At 51.5% G+C, this 22,907-nt stretch carries 16 protein-coding genes; 10 read left to right on the plus strand and 6 right to left on the minus strand.

All coding sequences use genetic code 11. The annotated features are described in order from the left end of the window. The first annotated feature begins 165 nt into the window (after positions 1-165). The 4 genes from ACYVC2_RS21095 to ACYVC2_RS21110 all read left to right on the plus strand — a co-directional run bounded on the left by ACYVC2_RS21095 (position 166) and on the right by ACYVC2_RS21110 (position 6,411). Entirely contained in the window at positions 166-3,396 is a 3,231-nt protein-coding gene (locus ACYVC2_RS21095; RefSeq protein ID WP_461105420.1) for a SusC/RagA family TonB-linked outer membrane protein, read from the plus strand. A 21-nt stretch (positions 3,397-3,417) separates the two neighbouring features. Continuing rightward, entirely contained in the window at positions 3,418-4,974 is a 1,557-nt protein-coding gene (locus ACYVC2_RS21100; protein ID WP_461105422.1) for a SusD/RagB family nutrient-binding outer membrane lipoprotein, read from the plus strand. Positions 4,975-5,458: 484 nt separating this feature from the next. Beyond that, on the plus strand, positions 5,459-5,971 hold the full coding sequence (locus tag ACYVC2_RS21105) for a hypothetical protein (RefSeq protein ID WP_461105424.1): 513 nt from the start codon (positions 5,459-5,461) through the stop codon (positions 5,969-5,971). A 50-nt stretch (positions 5,972-6,021) separates the two neighbouring features. Beyond that, positions 6,022-6,411: a hypothetical protein gene (locus ACYVC2_RS21110; protein WP_461105426.1), complete on the plus strand. Its 390-nt coding sequence runs from the start codon at positions 6,022-6,024 to the stop codon at positions 6,409-6,411. Positions 6,412-6,538: 127 nt separating this feature from the next. Here the strand turns inward: ACYVC2_RS21110 and meaB are convergent, their stop codons facing one another. From meaB to ACYVC2_RS21130, 4 genes are all read right to left on the minus strand, one after another. Further along, on the minus strand, positions 6,539-7,519 hold the full coding sequence (meaB, locus tag ACYVC2_RS21115) for a methylmalonyl Co-A mutase-associated GTPase MeaB (protein WP_461105428.1): 981 nt from the start codon (positions 7,517-7,519) through the stop codon (positions 6,539-6,541). 29 nt (positions 7,520-7,548) lie between these two features. Then, positions 7,549-8,220, minus strand: a complete 672-nt coding sequence (locus ACYVC2_RS21120; RefSeq protein ID WP_461105430.1) for a 2-C-methyl-D-erythritol 4-phosphate cytidylyltransferase — start codon at positions 8,218-8,220, stop codon at positions 7,549-7,551. Between the two features lie 69 nt (positions 8,221-8,289). Next, positions 8,290-9,333, minus strand: a complete 1,044-nt coding sequence (gene queA / locus ACYVC2_RS21125; protein WP_461105432.1) for a tRNA preQ1(34) S-adenosylmethionine ribosyltransferase-isomerase QueA — start codon at positions 9,331-9,333, stop codon at positions 8,290-8,292. Between the two features lie 115 nt (positions 9,334-9,448). Continuing rightward, complete coding sequence (locus tag ACYVC2_RS21130; RefSeq protein WP_461105434.1) at positions 9,449-9,811, minus strand: hypothetical protein; 363 nt, start codon at positions 9,809-9,811, stop codon at positions 9,449-9,451. A 136-nt stretch (positions 9,812-9,947) separates the two neighbouring features. Here ACYVC2_RS21130 and ACYVC2_RS21135 point away from each other — a divergent pair, with 136 nt between their 5' ends. The 3 genes from ACYVC2_RS21135 (at position 9,948) to ACYVC2_RS21145 (ending at position 15,316) form a co-directional block, all read left to right on the plus strand. Beyond that, positions 9,948-10,943: a gluconolaconase gene (locus ACYVC2_RS21135; RefSeq protein WP_461105436.1), complete on the plus strand. Its 996-nt coding sequence runs from the start codon at positions 9,948-9,950 to the stop codon at positions 10,941-10,943. 186 nt (positions 10,944-11,129) lie between these two features. Continuing rightward, positions 11,130-12,104, plus strand: a complete 975-nt coding sequence (locus ACYVC2_RS21140; RefSeq protein ID WP_461105438.1) for a gluconolaconase — start codon at positions 11,130-11,132, stop codon at positions 12,102-12,104. A 992-nt stretch (positions 12,105-13,096) separates the two neighbouring features. After that, positions 13,097-15,316, plus strand: coding sequence for a reprolysin-like metallopeptidase (locus tag ACYVC2_RS21145; RefSeq protein WP_461105440.1), 2,220 nt, complete (start codon positions 13,097-13,099; stop codon positions 15,314-15,316). Between the two features lie 233 nt (positions 15,317-15,549). Here the strand turns inward: ACYVC2_RS21145 and ACYVC2_RS21150 are convergent, their stop codons facing one another. Beyond that, positions 15,550-16,191 (minus strand): 3-keto-disaccharide hydrolase, encoded by a 642-nt coding sequence (locus ACYVC2_RS21150; protein WP_461105442.1) that lies wholly within the window; start codon positions 16,189-16,191, stop codon positions 15,550-15,552. Positions 16,192-16,461: 270 nt separating this feature from the next. Here ACYVC2_RS21150 and ACYVC2_RS21155 point away from each other — a divergent pair, with 270 nt between their 5' ends. Continuing rightward, positions 16,462-18,816 carry a PAS domain-containing sensor histidine kinase gene (locus ACYVC2_RS21155; RefSeq protein ID WP_461105444.1) on the plus strand — a complete coding sequence of 785 codons (2,355 nt, stop codon included), beginning with the start codon at positions 16,462-16,464 and terminating at the stop codon, positions 18,814-18,816. Between the two features lie 54 nt (positions 18,817-18,870). Here ACYVC2_RS21155 and ACYVC2_RS21160 read toward each other — a convergent pair whose 3' ends face one another. After that, on the minus strand, positions 18,871-20,082 hold the full coding sequence (locus tag ACYVC2_RS21160; protein ID WP_461105446.1) for an alpha/beta hydrolase: 1,212 nt from the start codon (positions 20,080-20,082) through the stop codon (positions 18,871-18,873). A 630-nt stretch (positions 20,083-20,712) separates the two neighbouring features. Between ACYVC2_RS21160 and ACYVC2_RS21165 the strand changes: the two genes are divergently transcribed. Together ACYVC2_RS21165 and ACYVC2_RS21170 are read left to right on the plus strand one after the other, a co-directional pair. Then, positions 20,713-21,594, plus strand: coding sequence for a PE-PGRS family protein (locus ACYVC2_RS21165; RefSeq protein WP_461105448.1), 882 nt, complete (start codon positions 20,713-20,715; stop codon positions 21,592-21,594). Positions 21,595-21,671: 77 nt separating this feature from the next. Next, complete coding sequence (locus tag ACYVC2_RS21170; RefSeq protein ID WP_461105450.1) at positions 21,672-22,850, plus strand: cation:proton antiporter family protein; 1,179 nt, start codon at positions 21,672-21,674, stop codon at positions 22,848-22,850. The last annotated feature ends 57 nt before the right edge of the window (positions 22,851-22,907 follow it).

The raw sequence follows: 22,907 nt of genomic DNA on the forward strand, positions 1-22,907 counted from the left end.
GAGATTATTTTGCTAAAGTAGCTGGTGTTATTGATTTATATGGTCGATCCGGTAAGCGATTATTTAGGTGTAAATACAGTCAATAAAAATCCATTTTAACGAATTATTAATATCTTTGGCCAAGTCTGACATTTCAGTACTGCTTCTTAACTTAAACAATGTTCTATGCGTAAATTTTTACTAACGCAGTTTTTACTGTGTTTATGCGCTATTCCATTGCTGGCTCAGAATCGGAGCATCAGTGGAAAAGTCACTTCATCGGAAGACGGCTCTCCGTTGCCAGGGGTTACGGTCCTGCTCAAAGGCACCACCCAGGGAACCACTACGAACGCGGATGGGATTTACCAGATCAATGCCTCTACGGGCGACGTTTTACTGATTAGCTTCATCGGTTTTACCACTGAAAGCCTAAAGCTGGGTAATCAGACAACGGTCGATGTGGCGCTGAAACCCGATGCATCACAACTGCAGGAAGTAGTCGTAACGGCACAGGGCGTACGGAAAAGCCAGCGCGAGCTGGGGTATGCCGTTGCCAGAGTGCAGAACGAAGACGTAACCGTTGGCCGTTCTCCGCAACTGGCCCAGGCGCTGTCGGGAAAGGTGACGGGGCTGGCCGTCTACAACCTCAATAACAGCGTCGATCCGGCCGTAAAAGTTGTTCTGCGCGGGTATCGCTCTTTAACCGGGAACAACGAAGCCCTGGTCGTACTCGATGGGATGCAGACCACCTCGACGGTTCTGGCGCTCATCAACCCAAACGATATTGAAAGCGTAACGATTCTGAAAGGGGGGCAGGCGGCTACCCTTTATGGCTCGGCGGGTATCAATGGGGCTATCCTGATTACGACTAAAAAAGGTGTAAAAGGCAAACTGAAAGTAGCGTACTCCAACAGTACGAACTTCGATCAGATCAGCTTTATGCCGGCGCTTCAGGATAAATACGGCTCCGGTTCGCACTATGCCACCTCCTTTGGTGGAACAGGTTATAAAACCGACTACCTGGAGCGGATGAAAGATAACTGGCGGTCTTACGAAAACCAGCAGTATGGCGACCAGTTCGATGGTTCGTCCCGGATTCAGGGCCGCACCGCCGAAGATGGTAGTCAGCTGATCATTCCGTATTCGGCGATTCCCAACGCCCGTCGCAAAGCATTCGACACCGGTGTGTCTGTGAACAACCAGGTCAATTTTCAGGGTGGCGACGAGACGACCTCGTTCTACATGTCGATTGAAAACCAGAAGATCGCCGGGATCGTACCACACGACAAAAGCGAGCGCACCGGTACGCGGCTGTCGGCCACCAAAGAGTACAAAACCCTAACCGCCAGCTTCAATGCCGCCTACACGCAGGCGAGTTACGACCGAACAGGGTTCGACTTCTACAACGGGATACTGAACCAGCCAGCCAACCTGCCTCTGCAGGACCTGCGCAACTGGCAGACCAATCCGCTCGCCAATCCCAATGGCTTTTATAACGACTACTACAACAACCCGTATTTCGAGGCCGATAACAACCGCTACAACTACAAAGATGCGAACCTGAACGGCAACCTGAACCTCAACTACCGACCAACCAGTTGGTTGTCGATCAATGAGCGGTTGGGCGTTCTCAACAACTCGAGAACCGGCAAGAATACGGTTGGTAAGTTCCTGTACTCCGACTGGGCTAAATCCAAATCGTATATACCCGCTCCGTTCTTCCGCGATGGCGATGGTACAGGGATCTACCGGGCCATTACCGACGTGCTGGGCTCTGTGCAGGATTATTCCGGAACGGAGAATGTGATCAACAACGAGTTTCAGATCACCGGAACGAAAGAGTTTGGTCCGCTGTCCACCAAGTTGTTACTGGGTCAGAGCCTTTATTCGCGCTATACCAAGAATATTTCTGTCCAGTCCAACTCGATTGTCGTACCAGGAATCTACAACGTATCGAACCGGCAGGGCGAGTTAGTCGGTGGTGAGATCATTACTCAGGAGCGTCGGTTGGGCTATTATGCCGATTTATCCCTGAACTACCGGAACTGGCTGATTCTGAATGGCTCGTTCCGCTTCGATCAGACCTCCAAGTTCTACAAGCCCGAACGGCCATCGAACTACTGGTCATACCCCTACTACGGAGCAGCCGTGTCGTTCATTGCTACGGATGCCTTCCCCAGTATTCAGAGCCAGTTCCTGAACTACCTGAAAATCCGGGCGAACTACAACAAAAACGCCAACGATAATATCCCGCTTTACGGCCTCGATCTAACCTACCCGAACGGTCCGGGTTTCCCTTACGGAAACACCGTCGGGCTGACCGTAGGCAACACCCTGCCCGACCCGAACTTACGGCCTGAGCAGGTGTATTCGAGCGAAATCGGCGCCGAACTGCAACTGCTGAACAACCGCATCAATATCGACGTATCGGCTTACACCCAAACCTCGAAAGGGCAGGTGATCACCGTGCGCATTCCAAACTCGACGGGCTTTCAGAATTTGCTGATCAACGTCGGGGAGACCAAAAACTGGGGATACGAGGCTGAGTTTAAATACCTGATCGCCCGGGGAAATAAATTCTCCTGGGATGCCAGCCTCCGGTATTCGTACAACGATAACAAAGTTGTCGACCTGTATCCGAATGTCAACGAGTTCCAGTATGGCGGGTATTCGTATGCCAACACGAACGTGATCAAAGACATGCGGTTTCCCTACCTGAAAACGGATGGGTATCAGTATGCACCGGATGGCTCGGGTCGTGTGCTGGTCAACGCAACCACGGGTTATCCCCTGCGTCAGACGAACCTGACCGGGCGGGGCGGTGTATTGCCCCGGCATATTGCCGGATTAGGATCGAAAATCGAATACGGCAACTTTGGGTTTACGTTTAACTTCGAATACCGCGGTGGCAACGTCATGTTCAGCGACCTGGGTCGGCAGATGACCTTCACGGGAACCGGTAAATGGACCGAAGATCGGGCTCCGCACGTCTTCCCCAACTCGGCTATTCTGAATACCGATGGCAGCGTGTCGGCCAATACAACGCCTGTACGGGAAGCTGAATATGCGCTGTGGGTCGATAATTACCGTCTGATCTCCGAGAATTTTGTGACACCCGCCTGGTTCATCAAGCTCAGAGACATCAATCTGTCGTATCGGCTGCCACAAAAGCTGCTGGAAAAAACGAAGATTTTCTCGGGTGCGAGCATCGCTTTATACGGCCGGAACCTGATCACGATCGTCGATAAGCTCAACTACTATACCGACCCTGAGTTTAGCTATTCGGGTAATCCAACGCCCGGTAGTCAGGCTACAACAACGCCTTCCAATACATCGGCTATCGGGATCGGTATCAATACAACGGGGCAGACTCCGCCCGTCCGGCAGTATGGCGTAAACATCAACCTCTCGTTTTAATTACCCAACGATTGACTTGACATGAAGATAAAAACAATATATATAGCCGCGCTCATAGCGGTGCTTGGTTCGGGTTGTAATACCAAATCGTTTCTGGACATCAACACGAACCCCAACCAGTTACCAACGGCATCTCCCAGCTTTGTCTTTACCAACGCGCTGAATACGACGGCGACCAATCTGGCTGGCAACAATGCCGGAAATGCCGGGCAAAATGCCAACGAAATCGGGTTTTACTGGGCTGGTCAGTGGACCCAGGGCAACGGTTATATTATCAACACGGCCCAGTTTGCCTACCAGTATACCGACGGCGATTTCAACTACTGGGATACGTACTACGACAATCTGCAGGATTACCAGTTTGTGATCAACAATGCGGATGCCAACAGCCAGAAATACCTGAAAGGACCGGCGAAAGTCATGAAGGCTATGCTCTATCAGCAATTGGTCGACATGTACGGGAACGTACCGTATACCGACGCGCTGAAAGGGGGTTCGGTGCTTGCGCCTAAATTCGACGATCAGAAAGCGGTTTATGAAGCCTTGATTCCGCTGCTGGACGAAGCCATCACGGATCTGAAAGCCAATGCGTTTGCCAGCGCCTTCACAGGAGCTGATATCGTCTTCGGCGGGAACATAACCAAGTGGGTGCAGTTTGCCAATTCGCTCAAGATGCGTATTCTGATCCGGCAGTCGAAAATTGCCGATAAACAGGCTTACATCCGTACGGAAGTCAATAAGATCCTGACCGAAGGGTCGGGCTTCATCACCGGTGCCGATGTCGGCATTGGCGGACCATCGTTCTTTCTGGCAACGGCGGGTAAGTTAAACCCCGTTTACGACCGCTGGGGCTACGACGCCAACGGGGCCAAACGGGCACTCAACAACTACCCACGGATCACGCAGTTTCTGGTCAATACCCTCAAAGCAGCCGGCGACACCCTGCGGCTGAAGCGCATCGCCTACGCCAACGGGGGCGAAAATGCCAATACGCCGGGCGTAAGCACCCAGAAAGAAGTTATGGCCAACTATTCGGGCACACCGTTCGGGGCCAGCTCCGGTTACCTGCCGGCCAACACCGTTTCGCTGGGGCCAAGCCTGATCGTGAAAGGTGATTACAGCCGACCTTATATCATCATGACCGCTTCTGAAATCCAGTTCTTGCTGGCCGAAGCGAAGCAACGGTTTACAGACGTAAGCCTGCCCAATACGGCGAAAGCGTACTTTGAAGAAGGCATCGTTCAGTCGTTCCGGGTGCTGGGTGCAAACACGGCCGGGGCCGCTTCGTTCAAAGGAAGCAAAATCGAGAACTACGACTGGGATGCCTCGACGGACAAACTGGCGGCCATTGCTATCCAGAAATGGATTTCACTCGCCAATTTCAGCGGGCTGGAAGCCTGGGCCGAATACCGCCGAACCAACTTGCCGAATATCCCGCAAAGTATTCAGGTACCGGATAACAGACGTCCTCTTCGGTTTTTTTATCCAAATACCGAAGGCGGCTCGAACTCGGCCAACGTAAAAGCCCAGGGAACCATCGACGTGTTCAACACAAAATTGTTCTGGGACGTCGATTGATCTGACTCATTGCCATTTGTCTCGGGAGGCCATTATACCAATGGCCTCCATTTTTTTTGTTGGTCACAAAAAAGCGGGTCGACAAGATCGACCCGCTTTTTGCATTACGCTTTATCCAACTATTAAGGTGTAAAATCGACAGAAACTCGTTACGCTTATCGATACCCGCTACGCCAGAGCGTGGGTTCAACTTCTACGAGGAGCTGGGTTCGTATAACTGGCGTTCACTGACCCATGAATTAGTTCGAAATGTAGGGTTTATTCGATTGAGAAGGGTGTTCTGCAATCGCAAAGTCTATTTTTCGGTACATATATTAATTTTTCGGTAGGTAACATTATGTTAAAAGTGAACCACGAATCAGTGCGGACAGATCATCTCGTGCGTCCGATACAATCCTTCGGCAACCTCAGAGTGGCATCCAACGTACGATTAAACTTTTTGCCTGAAACGAAGTTATTTTAGGCAGATAATCGACTCAACGACATGAAAGACGAACAGGATGTAAAAAAGGAAGAAACCCAGATAACCGGTCGGACCGAAGGACCTTTCGGTACGGACGACACCGATGTCGACAGGGCGGCACAGGACAACCAGCACCGGGCCGACCAGGAAAACTCCGTCAATGGTTCAGACAGCCAGCAGATCCGGGGCGGGCAGGATGGTCGGAATGACCGGTTCCTGGCCAGTACCGACATGGACAGTAAAAATGGTATCCTGCGTATGGGCGATAATGCCAATAGTACACTCGAAATTACGCAGGAAGGGCTCGACAGCGCCGTGGCCGGCGATTCAAAAACAAATACGGCTATGGTTGATGTGACGACCCACGGACCGGATGATTACGGTTCAGCCGATCAGGTCGGTGTACCGAAAGCCGAAGAAGCCGCTAAAAAGCAAAACGAATCTACCTCAGACGATCAGTCGCAAAATGGCCAGTCAGATGAGGAGGAACTTGCCGAAACAGGTACGAACCTGAACAACGAACCGACTTACTAAGTCGGACGTCGTTCATTTGCAACATTCTCAACCACTTAACAAACAACGTTATGAGCGTAAGTAGCAATTCCCGCAAAGAAAGCACCGAGTCCAACGCGGCTCAGGCTATGCATAGCCCAATGGGTCTTCACCCCGAACAGGGCCTGGCTCAGTTAAATGATAAAGGGCTGGAAAATGAACTCCCGTCACGAGTGGCCGGCAGCAGCGATACCGATGTGCCAGGCGACGTCGCTGAAGCGGACTCACTGGTTGCCGAAGCCGACGATAATAAGGGGATCACCAGCGACAACATCGAAGAATCGAAACGAGCTTCCTGGGGACAGCCTCCGCTGGCCGACGAAGATAAAGTGGCCGATGCCGACTGGAATCGCAGCACCGAAGAAGTAACCATACCCGCAACCCGGGCCAACGAGCCGGAGCGGACCCTGGGAAATGCCTAGTTGACAGTTGATAGTCAATAAAAAATCCGTTTTGGCAGAACTTACCAAAACGGATTTTTTATTGGCCTGTAGCGCCGACAAGGAAGATCGGGCGAGGAAAGTAACCCCATGCACCCGACCGGGAGGGTCAGTCTTCTTTCTTCAGCAACGTTTCCACCGCCGTAATGGGAAGGAGTGTGCCCTGACGAATTTGGTCTTCAAGCTCAGCCAACTGGTTGCGTCTGCTGGGCTGGTCGTAAAACTGGGTTTCGAGTTGTTGCCGCAGCAGCGATCGAAACCAGGCCAACTGCTGTTCCTGTCGTTGGCGGGTTTGATGGCCGTTTCGAGTGGTGAGTTGATGATGGTCCTGAATGGTCTGCCAAATAATCGAAATACCCGCCTGAGTGACGGCTGAGCAGGTTAGCACCGGCGGATACCAGCCTGTTTCCGCCGGCGGAAACAGGTGTAACGCATTCTGGTACTCAAGGCGGGCGCGCTCAGCCAGCGCCACATTGCTGCCATCGGCTTTGGTAATAACCAGCGCATCGGCCAGTTCCATAATCCCCCGCTTCATTCCCTGTAGCTCATCGCCCGCTCCGGCCAGCATCAGCAACAAGAAGAAATCGACCATTCCATGGACTACCGTTTCGGACTGGCCGACGCCTACTGTTTCGATCAGGACCACGTCGAACCCAGCCGCTTCGCACAGCAGAAGGGCCTCGCGCGTATGCTGCGCCACACCACCTAGAAAATCGCCCGCGGGGGAGGGGCGAATGTAAGCCTCAGGATTCATCGAGAGGGTTTCCATGCGGGTCTTATCGCCCAGCAAACTACCGCCCGATCGCTGACTGGTCGGATCGACCGTCAGCACCGCCAGGCGATGTCCGAGTTGAGTGAGGTAAGTCCCGAAGGCTTCGATAAAGGTACTTTTTCCGACGCCCGGTACGCCGGTGATGCCGATGCGAATAGCATGCCCGGTGTGAGGGAGCAATTGCTGCAATACCTCCTGCGCCAGCGGCCGGTCGTCGGCTCGTCGGCTTTCGATCAGCGTGATGGCTCGACTCAGGCGAAGTTTATCTCCGCTGAGAACACCAGTCACGTATTGATCGACGGAAAGACGTTGGCGCATGAAAATCGGCGGGTCGGTAAGCTCTGACTTTATCGAAGATCCTCGGGGGTGGTAATTTTTATATTTTCGTACGATCCCTCGATCAGCGTAATCGGAAAACCGGCGTATTCCAGCACACTGGCACAATCGGTGAAAAAGGGTTGCTCCTCCGTCTGAAAGGCCTGCCGGAAGGTGGCCAGCGTGAAGGTCTGGGGCGTTTGTACCAGTCGGTACCGGCTGCGATCGACAGCCTGACTGATGCCATCGATCCCGATCACCCGAACCGAATCTTTAACGGGTACGCAGGTTACGGCCGAACCCATGCGGGCGGCTGTTTGGAACCCATTCTGAATGATATCCGATGAGACAAACGGGCGAACACCATCGTGAACCGCTACCAGACCATCCGGCTCGTCGATCGCCTGCAGCCCATTCCGTACCGACTGAAAGCGTGTGGTACCTCCAACGACGGTTCGAATCGCGGGCTGAAAACGGTGTTCAGTGCACAGACGCTCCCAGGTGGACAGGTCACGGGCGGGCAGCACCAGGATAATCTGCTCAGCGGCTAGTACCGCCAGAAACCGCTCGATGGTGTGCTGGAGAATGGGTTTGCCGTTGAGCAGCAGAAACTGCTTGGGAACGTCCGACTGCATTCGGCTACCGCTTCCGCCGGCAACAAGAATGGCAAAACAGGATGTCGATAAGCGTAAGGTGTCGGTCATCGGATATAACAAACGAGGGGCCTAAAGCCCCTCAAAAATACAAACCACCAGTAACTTATGCTTATCGACTTAAATAATCAGCATGGCGTCGCCGTAGCTGAAGAAGCGATATTTTTCCTTGATCGCCTGTTGATAGGCTTCCCGGATCAGATCGTGGCCGCCAAAGGCACTGGTCATCATAATCAGCACCGATTCGGGCAGGTGCAGACTCGTAAGGAGTGAATTGGCAATTTTAAAATCATATGGGGGGAAGATAAACTTATCCGTCCAGCCTTCCACCGGTTTCAGACGGCTGTTGGCCGATACCGACGACTCGATGGCTTTCAGGGAAGTTGTCCCGATGGCGCATACCCGCTTTCCTGCATCCAGTGCCGTATTGACGATCTGAGCAGAATCTTCGGGAATGCGGTAATTTTCTGAATCGGTCTTGTGTTTGGTCAGATCCTCGACATCGACCTGACGGAAGGTACCTAACCCCACGTGCAGTGTAATGGGCGCGAAGTGAATTCCCTTGATTTCCATGCGCTTCATCATGGCGCGGGTAAAGTGCAGACCGGCGGTCGGAGCAGCAACAGCCCCCACATGTTGGGCGAAAACCGTCTGGTAGTCGTCGCGGTCGCCAGTTTCGGCTTCCCGGTTCATTTCGCGGGGAATCGGCATCTCGCCCAGTTCATCTACCGCTTTCATAAACTCCTCGTAACTACCGTCGAACAGAAACCGGATTGTCCGTCCGCGGGAGGTCGTATTGTCAATGACTTCGGCCACCAGATCGCTATCGCCGAAGTACAGCTTATTGCCCACGCGAATTTTGCGGGCGGGGTCTACCAGCACATCCCAGAGTTTCATTTCGCGGTTCAGTTCGCGCAGCAGAAACACTTCAATTTTAGCGCCTGTTTTTTCTTTGTTGCCGTAAAGCCGGGCCGGAAATACTTTGGTGTTATTGATCACCATGACATCGCCATCGTCGAAATAGCTCAGCATATCCGAAAAATGCTTGTGTTCAATGGTTTTGGCTTTTCGGTCAACGACCATCAGCCTTGATTCACCCCGCTCAACCGGGTATTTGGCGATAAGACTGTCGGGTAAATCAAACTTAAATTCGGATAACTTCATGGTATATCAGCAGGAAAAAGAACGACGCATTTTTGTAAAGGCCGCAAATATAGTGAAAAACCCGGAAAAATTAAGTATATCCGGGCTCTTTTCTTGCAAATATCAAAGAAATCACTTAAGGGTGAGCCTCAATGGAGTTAATTGGCTGAACAGCCCCCTCGGTATTTACCGTTGGACGCTCAGCTACGTTAAACTTGGCCATCAGTTCAGACGATACTTCGTTGGCATATGTGCCCTGCGCAGACACAAATACGCCTTTCATGCCGTTGGAGGCTGTAATGGCGTATAAGGTCATTTCATCGCCGGGGTCGGAAGTGCCTTCGAAGCGGTGAAACTCATCGACGATAAATTCTTCGCTACGGAGTTTGGTGCCCGTGCTTTTTTCTTCCAGATAATCTTTTTTGGGGCCGAACTCGTGCGTATAGCCGCGACCGCGAAGGTCTTCCATCGCTTCGGTCAGGGTGGTGAAATGTTTCATAACGAAATCGTATTAAGCGTATAGGCATAAAACTTAAAAGCAGGCGGATAGTTTGTTCATCATCGGTTTTGTGCACTACTTGCTCGGGCAAAACCAGTTCGATACTGCTTTTTTCCCTTACATACTGTTCCGTAATATGAATTTTCTTCTGCCTGCTCGTTTCTTCTGCCTGCTTATCCTGCTGAGTCTGTGCGTCGTGGCCTGTAATACCGACGATCCGGAATTCGACAGTCCACTCATTCCGGCCCGTATTGCCTTTACGGCCAACCGGCTCTATCCGGAAGGCATTGCTTTCGACCCAGCCACTGGTCGGTTTCTGGTCAGTTCGATCACGCAGGGAAAAATCGGTTACGTGGATGAACAGGGGCACTACCTGTCGTTTATCGAGAGCGACACACAACTGATCAGCGCTATCGGTTTGAAAGTACACGACGGAAAACTCTACGTCTGTAATGGCGATCAGGGCGTTTCGAATAAAAGCACCGCTCAGACGACCCTTAAAACCGCGGGTCTGTTTGTTTATGACCTGGCTACGGGTCAGAATCTGCGCCGGACTAACCTGGCCACGCTGTTGCCGAACGCGAGCCATTACGCCAACGACGTAGCTTTCGACGATAAAGGCAATGCTTACGTGACGGATTCATTTGCGCCGGTCATCTACAAGGTTCCCGCCGATACTAACCAGGCCAGCATTTTTGTCGAATCGCCCCTGTTTGCGCAGGGCGAAGGCATCAACCTGAACGGCATCGTGTATCATCCCGACAATTACCTGATCGTGGTTAAAGCCAATCAGGGGATCCTGTATAAGATCGACATGAGCAACGGAAACAAGGTGACGGAGATAACCGGGGCCAGCCTCCCCAACGGCGATGGTATGCTTTTGTTCAACAACGACTTGTACGTGGTCAATAATCGGAACCGGGTCTCGCAGGTGCGCAGCTCCGACGGGTGGAAAACGGCCAGCGTTGTGAAGACCGATTCTGTCGGCTACGATCAGGCAACGACGAATGTTCTGGCCGAAAACAAAATCTACACCCTGAATGCCCGCATCACGGAAGTAAACGCGGCCGTAGCTGCCAAAAATCCAGCCCTGCTTCAGGCGAATACCTACAGCATCCAGCAGTTTAAGTAGGGTAGGGGAAGGGCGCGGGGCAGAGGGGAAGGCAGGGAGGCTGGTGAGTCTTAACCCTTCTCCCTCTGCCCTACGCCCTTCCCCCTCCGCTATTAAAAAACTATTAAAAACTTCTTAAACAAAGTTAGTCTACAGGCATTTAGTAAAGAGCGCCAGCGTTGGCGTGTGTTCATCTAACATAATGTTATGAAAGCAAACTACACTCTCTTTACTTTCCTGAGTACGATCGGTTTAGGGCTGGTTGCCTGCGAAGATCACCAGCTTAGTCCGAATGCGTCGTTTCCCGAACGCATCAATTTTGTGGCCGAACGCCAGTATCCGGAAGGAATTGCTTATTCTGCTCAGCTAGACCGGTTTCTGGTCAGTTCGATTACGCAGGGAAAAATCGGTGCCGTCGATATCAACGGTAATTATACGGATCTGATCACCCCGCCCGAGCTGATCAGCAGCATGGGAATGCGGGTCGCCAACGGACACATTTTCGTCTGCAACAGCGATCAGGGCGTTTCAACTAAAAGTACTCCTCAGACTACCCGGAAAATTGCGGAGCTCCTGATCTTTAACGTGTCGAGCCGGCAACTAGAGCGCCGGGTCGACCTGGACGATGTGTATACCAGCGACCGGCATCTGGCCAATGATCTGGCCGTACTGCCCGATGGTACTGTTTACGTGACGGATTCGTTTGCGCCGGTCATTTACAAAGTGTCGCCCGCCGGTCAGGCCAGTGTACTGGTCGAAAGTCCGTTGTTCGTAAGCGCTACGTTTGGACTCAATGGCATTGTTTACCACCCCAATGGCTATCTGATTGTGGCGCAGACAGGGGCCGGAAAGCTTTACAAGATTGATCTGAAGAATAACAATGCCATTTCTGAAGTAGGTGGGCTATCCAATCTACCCGCAGATGGCATGTCCTGGCTTAATGGCGATCTGTACGCGGTAACCGGTGGAGGAAGCAAAGTTGCGAAACTGCAAAGCTCCGACGACTGGAAAACGGCCGTGCTTGTTGCTACAGATGAGAATGGCTACAACCAGGCAACGACAAACGTAGCCGTCAATGGAAGTATTTATACGCTCAATGCGCGTATTGGCGAAATCAGTGCGGCTATGGGTAATCCGGCCCTGCTGCAATCGCGGAACTACAGCATTCAGAAGTTCCGGTAAAAGCCGTAAAAGCGTAGGGGTAAGGGCACGGGGTAAACATCTGATTCACCCTAGGCCCTTCCCCCTTTTCCTTGATACCAATGTGGGTCGGCAGAAAAATTACCATTCAGGCAGTCATCACTCCTAAAAACAGTCGATCTTACTGGTATTGGGGTTGTTCTCCAGATTGACTTCATCACCCCTTCTGCCGGGCCGCTCAGGCTCATCCTACTAGGTGTGCTTCCTGCACTCAGCATACCCATTAACCCAAATGAGCGAACATCGCCACCAGCTTGAGATAATCAGGGACGTATCCATGATCAACCATACAAGCGAGCAACCGCTGGCATTCCTTGAGAATTCGTTATGAGCTGGGACTAGGTTGTGTAATTAAATTGGTGAAGCCGTCAACAATGATATAGCATGGCCTGAAAGTTAACCAAGCACGGTGTTACAAGATAATTCTTCGAGGGAATATACTTAATAAGTTTAGCACAGAAAATGATCGTCTGCACTGATAAATTCATTTTGATAACTATTTCTAATATTTAATATATAAGTTTCTTTACCACAATTACCCTATAATATACAGGGTGTTGCAATTGTTGAGAATGGCCTATTCTGACGATGGTAACTAACACTAGTGCTCTTCTGACCGTATCGCGTATTACTTAGCAACTTTGTTACTTCTACTTAAAAATGGTAGTAGTTATGCCAGTGTTTTTACTTGTGTCAGTAAGTAACCACGCATTCATTCGATTTATCTAAAACTATTCGTCATGAAAGTTTACATTTACGCAAAATTTGCTGCGTTAGTTGTAATATTAACGCTCTACTCGTTTACTATCAATGCACAGACAGGTTATTTTGAAACCGTTCCGCAGCCGCGGAATGGGCCGGATCAAAACAGGCATATCAGAAAATCACTGTTTTATCAGCTGAGAATTAGTGACTTACGAACTTATTTATTAAAAGCACCCGTCGAGTTCACCAATAAGGGCTCGGCAATCCCTTTGCAGATTCCCTTGCCCGACGGCAGTGTGGAAACCTTCGACATGCTCGAATCACCTGTTTTAGCGCCCGCAGTGGCGGCCAGGCATCCGGATATTAAAACGTATAATGGGCAGGGGCAGACTCATAAAAACTACACCATCCGGATCAGTCTTACAACCCTGGGTTTTAATGCCATCATTATGGGGATAAAGGGTGATGCGGTCTATTTCGACAAAGTATCGACTGACAAGACCGACCAACTTTACCAGTCATATTTTGCCCGTGATGCGGAACGACCAAAAGCGACAAAAGCCTTCGGTCAACTTAAAAGCACCAAATGCGGCACTGACGAAACCACCGGTTCTTCGACTAAAATCCAGCGCGTTGACAAAGGAGCTCGCCCGAGTGGAACTCAAAATAACACGGGCACCGTGCTGAGAATCTTTCGACTGGCCATGGCCGCCGATGGGGAGTTTACTCAACAGGCCGCGTATGGGGGTGATGTCAATGCCGCTTTTGCGGGTTTGGTAGGCTATGTCAACCGGGTAAATGCGGTCTACCGAGTTGAGCTAAGTGTTCAACTGAACCTGGTCAGTGATGAAAGTTTAGTCTATACCAACTCGGCCACCGATCCCTACACCAATAGTGACCAGGTAATTATGTTAGACGAAAATCAGGCCAATCTGGATACCAAAGTTGGCAGTGCTAATTACGACGTTGGCCACGTATTAGGAACTACAGCTGGATCGGGAGGAGGCATCGCTGCCCGGGGCTCAGTTTGTTTGGACGGTCAGAAAGGCCAGGGCGTTTCCGGCGTTGGAGACGGTTCCTTTGCTCCCGTGTTTGACGACCAGTTAGTTGCTCATGAAATTGGGCATCAGTTTAACATGACTCATAGCTACAATAGTAGTATTCCAGTTTGTACCACCCGTAGCCCGGATACGTCGGTTGAGCCCGGTTCAGGAGCGACCATTATGAGCTATGGTTTTACCTGCAATGATGACACCGGGAGTGATGATTACGAACAACCCGCTTATGCGCCCTTTCTTACCTTCCATAGCACGAATTACGATCAGGCCGAGGGCTATATCGCTACCTTATCCTGTTACACAACCGCAGTCCTGTTAAATGTACCTCCGGTAGTGGTGATGCCTGCCAATCGCATCATTCCCAAATCGACCCCTTTTGCCTTAACGGGTAGCGCCCTGGACCTGAATCTGGGTGATGCATTAACCTACTCCTGGGAAGGAATGAATACTGGGACAATGACGCCTGATGTAACTACGCTGGCCAATACGGCTCAGCCTCCCTTTTTTAGAAGCTATGAGCCAGTATCAACTGGAACGCGGACATTTCCTCGCTTATCGGCCATACTCGATGGCTCTAACCAGGGCAGAGGGGATAAATTGCCCTCAGTGGGTATCGTTACTACCCAGCGGTTAACTGTCCGGGACGGGGTGGGTGGCCTCTCGTATGGCGAAATGACTGTAACGATCGATGGAAATTCAGGGCCGTTTTTAGAAACAACCAATTTGTCGGGGGTTTATCGCCAGAATACGCCCCAAACCATCACCTGGAGTGTCAACAATACCACCGCCCCACCCGTCAGTTGCGCTAACGTCGATATATTGCTGTCGACTGATGGGGGCCAGTCTTTTACCACCGTGCTGGCCTCTAACACCCCCAATGATGGTAGTCAAGTCATTACACTTCCCAATGTAGTAACCACTCAGGCTCGTATCAAGGTTGCCAGCAGCAACAATATCTTCTTTGACATCTCAAATGCTGATTTTACTATCACCGATGCTTTGCCTGACCTGACTCCTACTCTATACGCGCGCTCCTCAACCTTAAGTGGTAATGCTACCTTTACGGTAGTTGTAGATGTATCTGAGATCAACTCGGTATCTAGCAGTGGATTAGTGACGGCCAAGATCACGAAAGACGCTAAGTTTAGTCTGACGATGCCCGCTAATGCTACATCAATCGGTAGTCGGCCAGTTCAGAACAGTGCGTGGGGCTTTAGTACATCTGATCCCAACTACTATATTTTGACCACTCAACAGGTAATTGGCAACGGGTCTCAGCTCTCGTTTGGATTGAATGGGACGTTGAGCCCCGGCGGGACTTCAGGGACGTTGGCGATTAGCTCGACGCTGGTTGGGGGAAGCGGGGGCGAATCCATGGCCACCGTTGACAATAACATGGACGCCGATAAGATCGACTATTTCCAGCAGTGAATTAGCAGGATCTTACAAAATACCTATTGATGGCGGGAGCATAAGCCCACGCCGTGGCGAAATGTTAATCAAGAAGGCATAAGATGGGTATATTTTTTGCCTGTTATAGGCCTTCACCAGACTTGAAATAAACAAAAATGTAAGCAAAGAAAAGCCACTTACATCATTTCTGCATGTAAGTGGCTGATTATAAAACGGAAGGGTATGGATTGGGAGTCAAAAACTCATGCCCCTTAATCCGGTAACACTTTGAGCATGATGTCTTTGTAGTACACTTTGCTCTTGGGGTCGTGACCCTGCAGAGCCACGGTGCCCATGCTGAGTTTTTTGCTGGATTTACCCGTGCTGATGCTGTCGGGTTCGGTATAGTCGTTGATGACTTTGTCGTTGACTTTGATGATTACCTTTTTGCCCTGCACGATGATGTGCTCGGTATACCATTCGTCATCTTTCACGAATACCTCTTTCACATCCTGAACCCCGTAGACACTGCCCGTTTTGCGCCAGTCGGTATGAGACTGGTTGACCTGAATTTCATAACCTTTCGACGGCCAGCCCGATGGCTGATAAGCCGTGTGGATGAACATCCCGGAGTTGGAACCGGGCATCGTTTTGACCTGCGCTTTCCATTCGAAGTTCTTGAAATTATGATTGCCTACAGGACCTTCGTAGAAAAGGTGGGCGCGTGGCCCATTCACGACGATAGCTCCGTCTTCAATTTTAAACGTACTGGGGCTGTCTTCCGTGACTTTCCAGCCGTTGAACGTTTTCCCATCGAAAATACTGACCCAGCCATCAGCCAGCGGACGGCTGATGAAACTGATACAAAAACCGACCAGCAATGTGGCGGCAAAAAGCGATAAGCGAGTTTTCATGCGCAGTAGCGAGTTGTGTTTTGACAGACCTCCTTCACTAAAGCATAAGTACCGACGAAACTAACGAATCGGATGGAACAGGTGAACCATTTATTACCCGAACGGCTGAGTGAGGCCCTGAAATATTCGCAGCGATAAGCTATTTAGTAACGGGAAGTTATGGGTTTGGGGAGTTTGTTTTCCACAGGATCGACAGGATGAACAGGATGAACAGGGTTTATTGGCTTGCTAAAATCCTGTTCATCCTGTCAATCCTGTGGAAAGAACCTGATGGATTCAGTAACTTCGCCATTTGTTTGTTCGAACGGTATTAACGATTCTTACCCAATGCTGACGGGTCAGCCTACCGAAGTTGTATTAGCTGAAATGCTTGATGCCCTGCCCGATGCCGTAATCTGGATGCGGGCCGTACGTGATCAGGCCAACCAGGTGATTGATTTTCAGATTGCCTATGCGAATCAATTGGCCCGGCACATGGCCCACGATGTGTATCAGGTAAGCCTTGGGCGGAGGGTGCTGGCCGATCATGACCAGTGGCGGGATGAGGCCGAAAAAAACTTCCGGGCTATGTGCGCCGTGCTGGAAAGCCAACAGTCGTACGAATTCAGCTATTTTAATCACAAGCTCAGCATCTGGTGTCTCACCAGCCGGGCTAAGTTTGGCGATGGCATCCTGAGTGTTACCCGCGATATATCTGCCCTGAAAGCCGCCGAGCGAACGAACGACCAGCAAACCAGTCTCCTCAACAATGTCCTGGATAGTTCGCCCAGCGGTATCATGGCCCTGAAAGCCGTTCGCGACGAAGCAGGAGTAATTACCGATTTTAGCGTTGTCGTCATCAATAAAACCGGTGCTGATATCCGGCAAAGCGACGTCAGTGCGATTGTTGGGCAGCGGATGCTGGACTTGTCCCCCTCTATTCGGGAGAATGGCTTATTCGAGCAGTATGTACAGGTGACCGAAACCCGACAACCCCGGCATGTGCAAGCGCACATTGAAGCGGATGGCAGCTGGTACGATATGGCGCTGTCGCCCTTCGACGATGGGCTCACCGTGACCTACACCGACATCAGCGCCAACCTGAAAGCCCAGCAGCAGATCGAACAATCGGCCGACGAACTGCGCGTGGTGATCGATTCGGCCCACGTTGCCATTTTTCTCATCAATCCGGTGCGCAATGAAGCGGGACAAATTGTGGATTTTCGATTCCGTACGGCCAACCAGATGATGGCCTCCTATGTAGACCAGGAGCCGGGTACGCTCACCGGCGAACTAGTAAGCCGCTGGTTTCCAACCTATCTGACCAATGGCTTGTTTCGGCGTTATGTGGCTATTTATGAAACCGGCCGAACGCAGCACTTTACCTTCCATTACGTTTCCCCGGTCATCGATGCCTGGATCAATATTACGGCTACCAAGCGGGGCAACGACGTACTGATAACCTTTTCGGACTTTACCGATCTGAAGAAACTTCAGCAGCGGCTGGAAGCATCGGCTACGGAGCTTCAAACTATTATCGACACCAGCCAGACTGGTATTTTTCTGTTTACGCCCGTGCGCGATGCAACGGGCGAAGTGGTCGACTTTCGCTTTCGGGTCGCCAATCAGCAACTGGCGTCGTATGTCGGCCAGGATGCCGACACCCTGGTGGGCGGCCTGGGAAGCCGTTGGTTTCCGGACTACAAAACCAATGGCTTGTTTGATGCGTATCTCAAAACGTACCAGACGGGCGAATCGCAGCGGTTCGACATTCACTACGACGGTAGCGGTATCAATGTCTGGCTCGATATCATGTCTACGAAGATGGGCGACGACGTGCTGGTTACCTTCGGCGACTACACTCCTCTGAAAGAGCTTCAGCAACAGTTGGAAGCTTCCGTGGCGGAGCTGCAGCGCTCGAACAAGAACCTGGAACAGTTCGCCTACATCGCGAGCCATGATCTGCAGGAACCGCTGCGGAAAATTCAGGGTTTTGGCGACATCCTTCAGGCGCAGTACGCGCCCCAGATCGGGGAGAGTGGGGCCGATATGATCCGCCGGATGCAGTCGGCAGCAGCCCGGATGCAGGTCCTGATCAAGGATGTGCTGGCTTACTCGCGAATTGCTACCAAACGCGAAACCATCGAACCCGTCGATCTGAATCAGGTCGTAAAAGATGTACTGACCGATATCGAAACCGCCATTTCGGATAAACAGGCCACGGTGACCGTCGATCCGCTACCGACGATTCCCGGCGACGCGGCTCAACTGCGTCAGCTCTTTCAGAATCTAATCAGCAACGCTCTCAAATTTACCAAAACCGGTAAGGCCGATCCGCCCCCCGCCATTTCGATCACTGCCCGGCGTGTGTGCAGCCGGGACCTGCCTGCTACGATGCTGGGACCGATTGACGCCGACCTGCCATTTTACCTTATCGAGGTGACCGACAACGGCATCGGTTTCGATCCGCGTCAGGCGGAGCGTATTTTCGAGGTATTTCAGCGGTTGCACAGTCGCAGCGAATACCAGGGGACTGGTATCGGTCTGGCTATTGTCCGGAAAGTGATCGACAACCATCACGGCTACATCGTTGCCGAAGGACAGCCCGGCGAAGGCGCTATATTTCGGGTGGCTTTACCCGCATAACCGTACTTGTTAGCACGTCGTCGATCCTGGTCAGGATCGACGACGTGCTGCGACCTATTTGACCGTCGTAAACAGCGTATAGGTATAATCCAGCCAGAAAGGAATCGTTTCGGCATGGGTTTTTCCCACCACGGGGGCCAGTTGCACAACCTGCGATCCTAATACGTCGTGCATAGCTGTATACGCATTCAGTGAATTCAGGAAATACACTTGCGGGTCTGCCGTACCATGGGTCAGCAGAAGCGGAATCAGCGGTTTCCAGTTGTAGATATCGTTGTCGGCTAAGGCCGCCAGAAAAGCGGTATCCGTACCGAGCAGAACGCCCTGTTTGAAAGTATCCGTAAGCGCCTTATCGAAGGGGACATCAATGCTGGCCAGTTGCCTGTTCATTTTTATATCGCTCAGGTAAGGCTCTTTAAAATAATAGTCCAGCGGCCGGTTCAACGTGCCATATACCTGGTTGTAGGTAAGCAAAACCCACAGAAAAGCCCGGTTCCACTGCACGTTGGGTTGCGAGGGAAGAACCGAAATCAGGGCTTTGGTAAAGTTCGTCTTATCGTAGGCACCGGCTCCGGCCGATACCGCTTTCAAATTGAACTCTGTGGGTACTTCTTCCTGCATTTTTTTGTAGAGCGCCATGGTCGCGTAGCCCCCTTCTGAATAACCAGCCAGGTACAGGCGAGAATCCCACTTGATGGCCGAATTCATATTTATGTATTCGCGGGCAGCTCGTAGCATGTCGAGGCTGGCCTGTGCCAAACTTTTTTTCAATTCGTAGGTGTGGATCTGGTTTTTGGATTCGCCGAAACCGATGTAATCCGGGCAGGCAATCAGATAGCCATTCGAGGCAAAAATAGACGAGAAGCCAAACGCTTCGCTGGCCGGCCCGAAATAGGACGGCGCATCGGCATCGTCGAAAATGGTACCGTGCTGCTGGCTGATCATGGCTACCGGGTTGGACGTGGCCGGCACCAGCAAAAGCCCCGAAGCGGTGATGGTTTTACCATCCCAGTTCTGGGTTTTATAAACCAGCCTATACGCGGAAATACCGTATTTGAGCAAAGCCGAGTAGGCTGGATTGGTTTGACTGACGATGGCCTGAAGCTGCTGCAGCGGAATGTCGTTGCCAACTTTAGTGCTGCTGACCAAATACGTATTGGTTGGGTGGTCTACCTGAATAACATTGACGCAACTGGACACGAAAAAGAAAGTGATCAGGATTGCGTAGAGCTGATACCAGGAGCGAATAGGTTTAAGTGACTGCATAAAATGGTAATGGTTAGAGAGGATGATTGATACTACGAAATCAGGCGTGTTGTCTACCTCCAGCGAAGATCAGCCGGATAAATCAGAGCTGTTATCAGGATTGGAATTCAATCGCTAACCAGTGGGCCAAACGCAAAACGTTCAGCCAGCGCATAACAGGACGTGTCGTGAATACCGGGATGGGTTGTCTCCAGTATACAAAAAGCGCAGTTGATTGGTCAACTGGCGAAATCAGCGGAGAAGATGGGCGATGTGAATCGAAGAAGACGTAGCACTTTTCATGAATGAACGGTTAAAGGAGTGAGGTGATTTTCAGATGCCAAGGTAGCGAAAGAGCGGTAGACTAGCTACGGGATATGGGAAAAAAACCGCCCTTGTCTTACCAACCAGCTATCTGAGTGCCCGAATTGGATAAGGACCTGGCGAGTAAGCCATTGAAGTAAGCTAATCAGCCCTAAAACAGCGTGCTGACTCCTGTATTTCCATCGCAGGAATTCGGTGGGTCAGCGTCGCTGTTTTTCCTTTATCGACAGGCTGGCGCTGGGCGGTCGATAAGCTTCTCGGCTCTTTATTCACTATTCTGTCGGTTGTTTCGTTACTTTGGCAACGGAATCAACCCTGAATGGTCTTATGCGTCTGTTTGTTTTATTGATCAGTTTACTGGTAACAACTGCCTGTAAGCTGGAAATTGCGAGTGGAGAGGCTCAATTTGCTTCCGATCCAACCAGTTCACCCATAACGCCGGGGCAGATCGACGAAGCATCGGGCATGGCCGACAGCCGCAGCCAGCCCGGCAACCTCTGGATCGAACAGGACAGCGGTAGCCCAGCCGAACTGGCGTTGCTGGGCTACGACGGTCAGGTGAAAGGCAAGATCAGCATTCCGAACACCACCAACCGCGACTGGGAAGAAATGACCATCGGGCCAGGCCCGCAGGACGGAGTCAATTACCTCTACATCGGCGATATTGGCGATAACAACGCCCAGAACGCGCTGTGTCAGATTTACCGGCTGCCCGAACCAGCCTCCCTGCAGGCGACGATTTCGGGAGTGGAGCGGATCAATTTCCGATATCCCGATGGGCCCCGCGATGCCGAAGCTATGTTTGTCGACCCGCAGACCAAAGACATTTACATCATTACTAAGCGGGAAGAAAAAGTCCATCTGTATCGGCTGGCCTACCCCCAGAATATCAACGAAGTAACCGTAGCCGAGGCCTTTGGCGAACTGCCATTAGGCGGAGGGTTGGCCAACTACGTAACAGCCGCGGCCATTTCGCCCGACGGAAGCGAGATTCTGGTGCGGACCTATACGCAACTTTTCTACTGGAAACGCCAGTCGGGTCAGTCGATACCCGATGCGCTGCAACGAGGTAGCAGCCGCCAACTGGTGACTCGCCTGGAGCCGCAGGGCGAAGCCGTTTGTTTTGACAAAGAGGCCAAAGGCTTTTTTACCATCAGCGAGCGCGCGAACGCAGCGTCGGTAAATTTGTACTATTACGCCAGAAAATAGCCGTCCGTACGGAGTGCCTGCGTAACGGCCTGCACCGGGCTACGAACGACGCCTGACGAACGATTTTCGATTCCCGAATGGATTCTTCGATTCTGCTTATCGTACTGAGCTTGTCGGTGTTGATTTCCTACGCCTTTGACCTGTTCAGCAGCCGTTTCAAAACACCGTCGGTGTTGCTGCTGCTGATATTGGGTATCCTGACCCGGCAGGCCACTACGTACTTCGACGTGCAGGTTCCGTATGTCAATACCATTCTTCCGACGCTCGGTACCCTGGGGCTGATTCTCATTGTGCTGGAAGGTGGTCTGAATCTGGAACTTCAGGCCAATAATTTACGGATTCTGCGCCAAACCCTGCTGGCCTCGCTGCTGTCGATTATTGGCGGCACCCTGATCATGGCCGGAATGCTGTATCTGTTGCTGAATGACTCATTTTATCACTGTCTCATTGCTGCCCTGCCGTTTTCGATTGTGAGCAATACTGTAACGGTTCAGACCGTAGCGAACCTATCGGATGGTCAGCAGGAATTTGCCGTTTATGAGTCGGCTTTTGCGAGCATTCTGGGGGTGATGGCGTATAATTTTCTGCTGTTGAGCCGTAATTCGGTCTTTGGCGCGATCTGGTCGTTCACGCGTGACACGCTGGTGATGGCGCTTATTTCCCTGGCCTGTTGTTTTTTGCTGTTGTACCTGATCGGCCGAATCAACCACCGCATCAAATTTCTGCCTATCATTTCGGTGCTGTTTCTGGTATACGCCCTCGCCGAAATCAACCACCTGTCTTCGCTGCTGCTGATCCTGATTTTCGGGCTTTTTCTGAACAATACCGAGCTGTTTATCCGGGGGCAACTGAGCCGGGTACTGAAAAACGATCTGTTCGAGAAAGAACTCGACCAACTCAAGAACCTGACCGCCGAAGGGGCCTTCGTCGTCCGGACGTTCTTCTTCCTGATCCTGGGCTATGCCGCCGTTCCGGGTGATCTGCTGGATACGGACGCCCTCATTGTCAGTGCTTTGTTTATAGCTGTTATCATCGGCTGGCGCTGGGTTGTCTTACGGCTCACGTACCGGGGACCTTCCAATCTGCTGCTCTGGATCGCTCCCCGCGGCCTGATTACCATATTGCTATACCTGAATATTCCCCCGGATCTTCGACTGGTGGGTTTACGTGAAGGTATTCCGATGCTGGTGGTCGTTCTTTCTTCTCTCGTCGTGATGGCGGGTGTGCTGGGCGACAAGTCGGAGAGCGGTAGCTAAGGCTGAAGCCGCAATCGATGGCCTTATCTAATCAGCATCCGTGAACCTCATTCCAAC

Source organism: Spirosoma koreense (genome assembly GCF_054777875.1).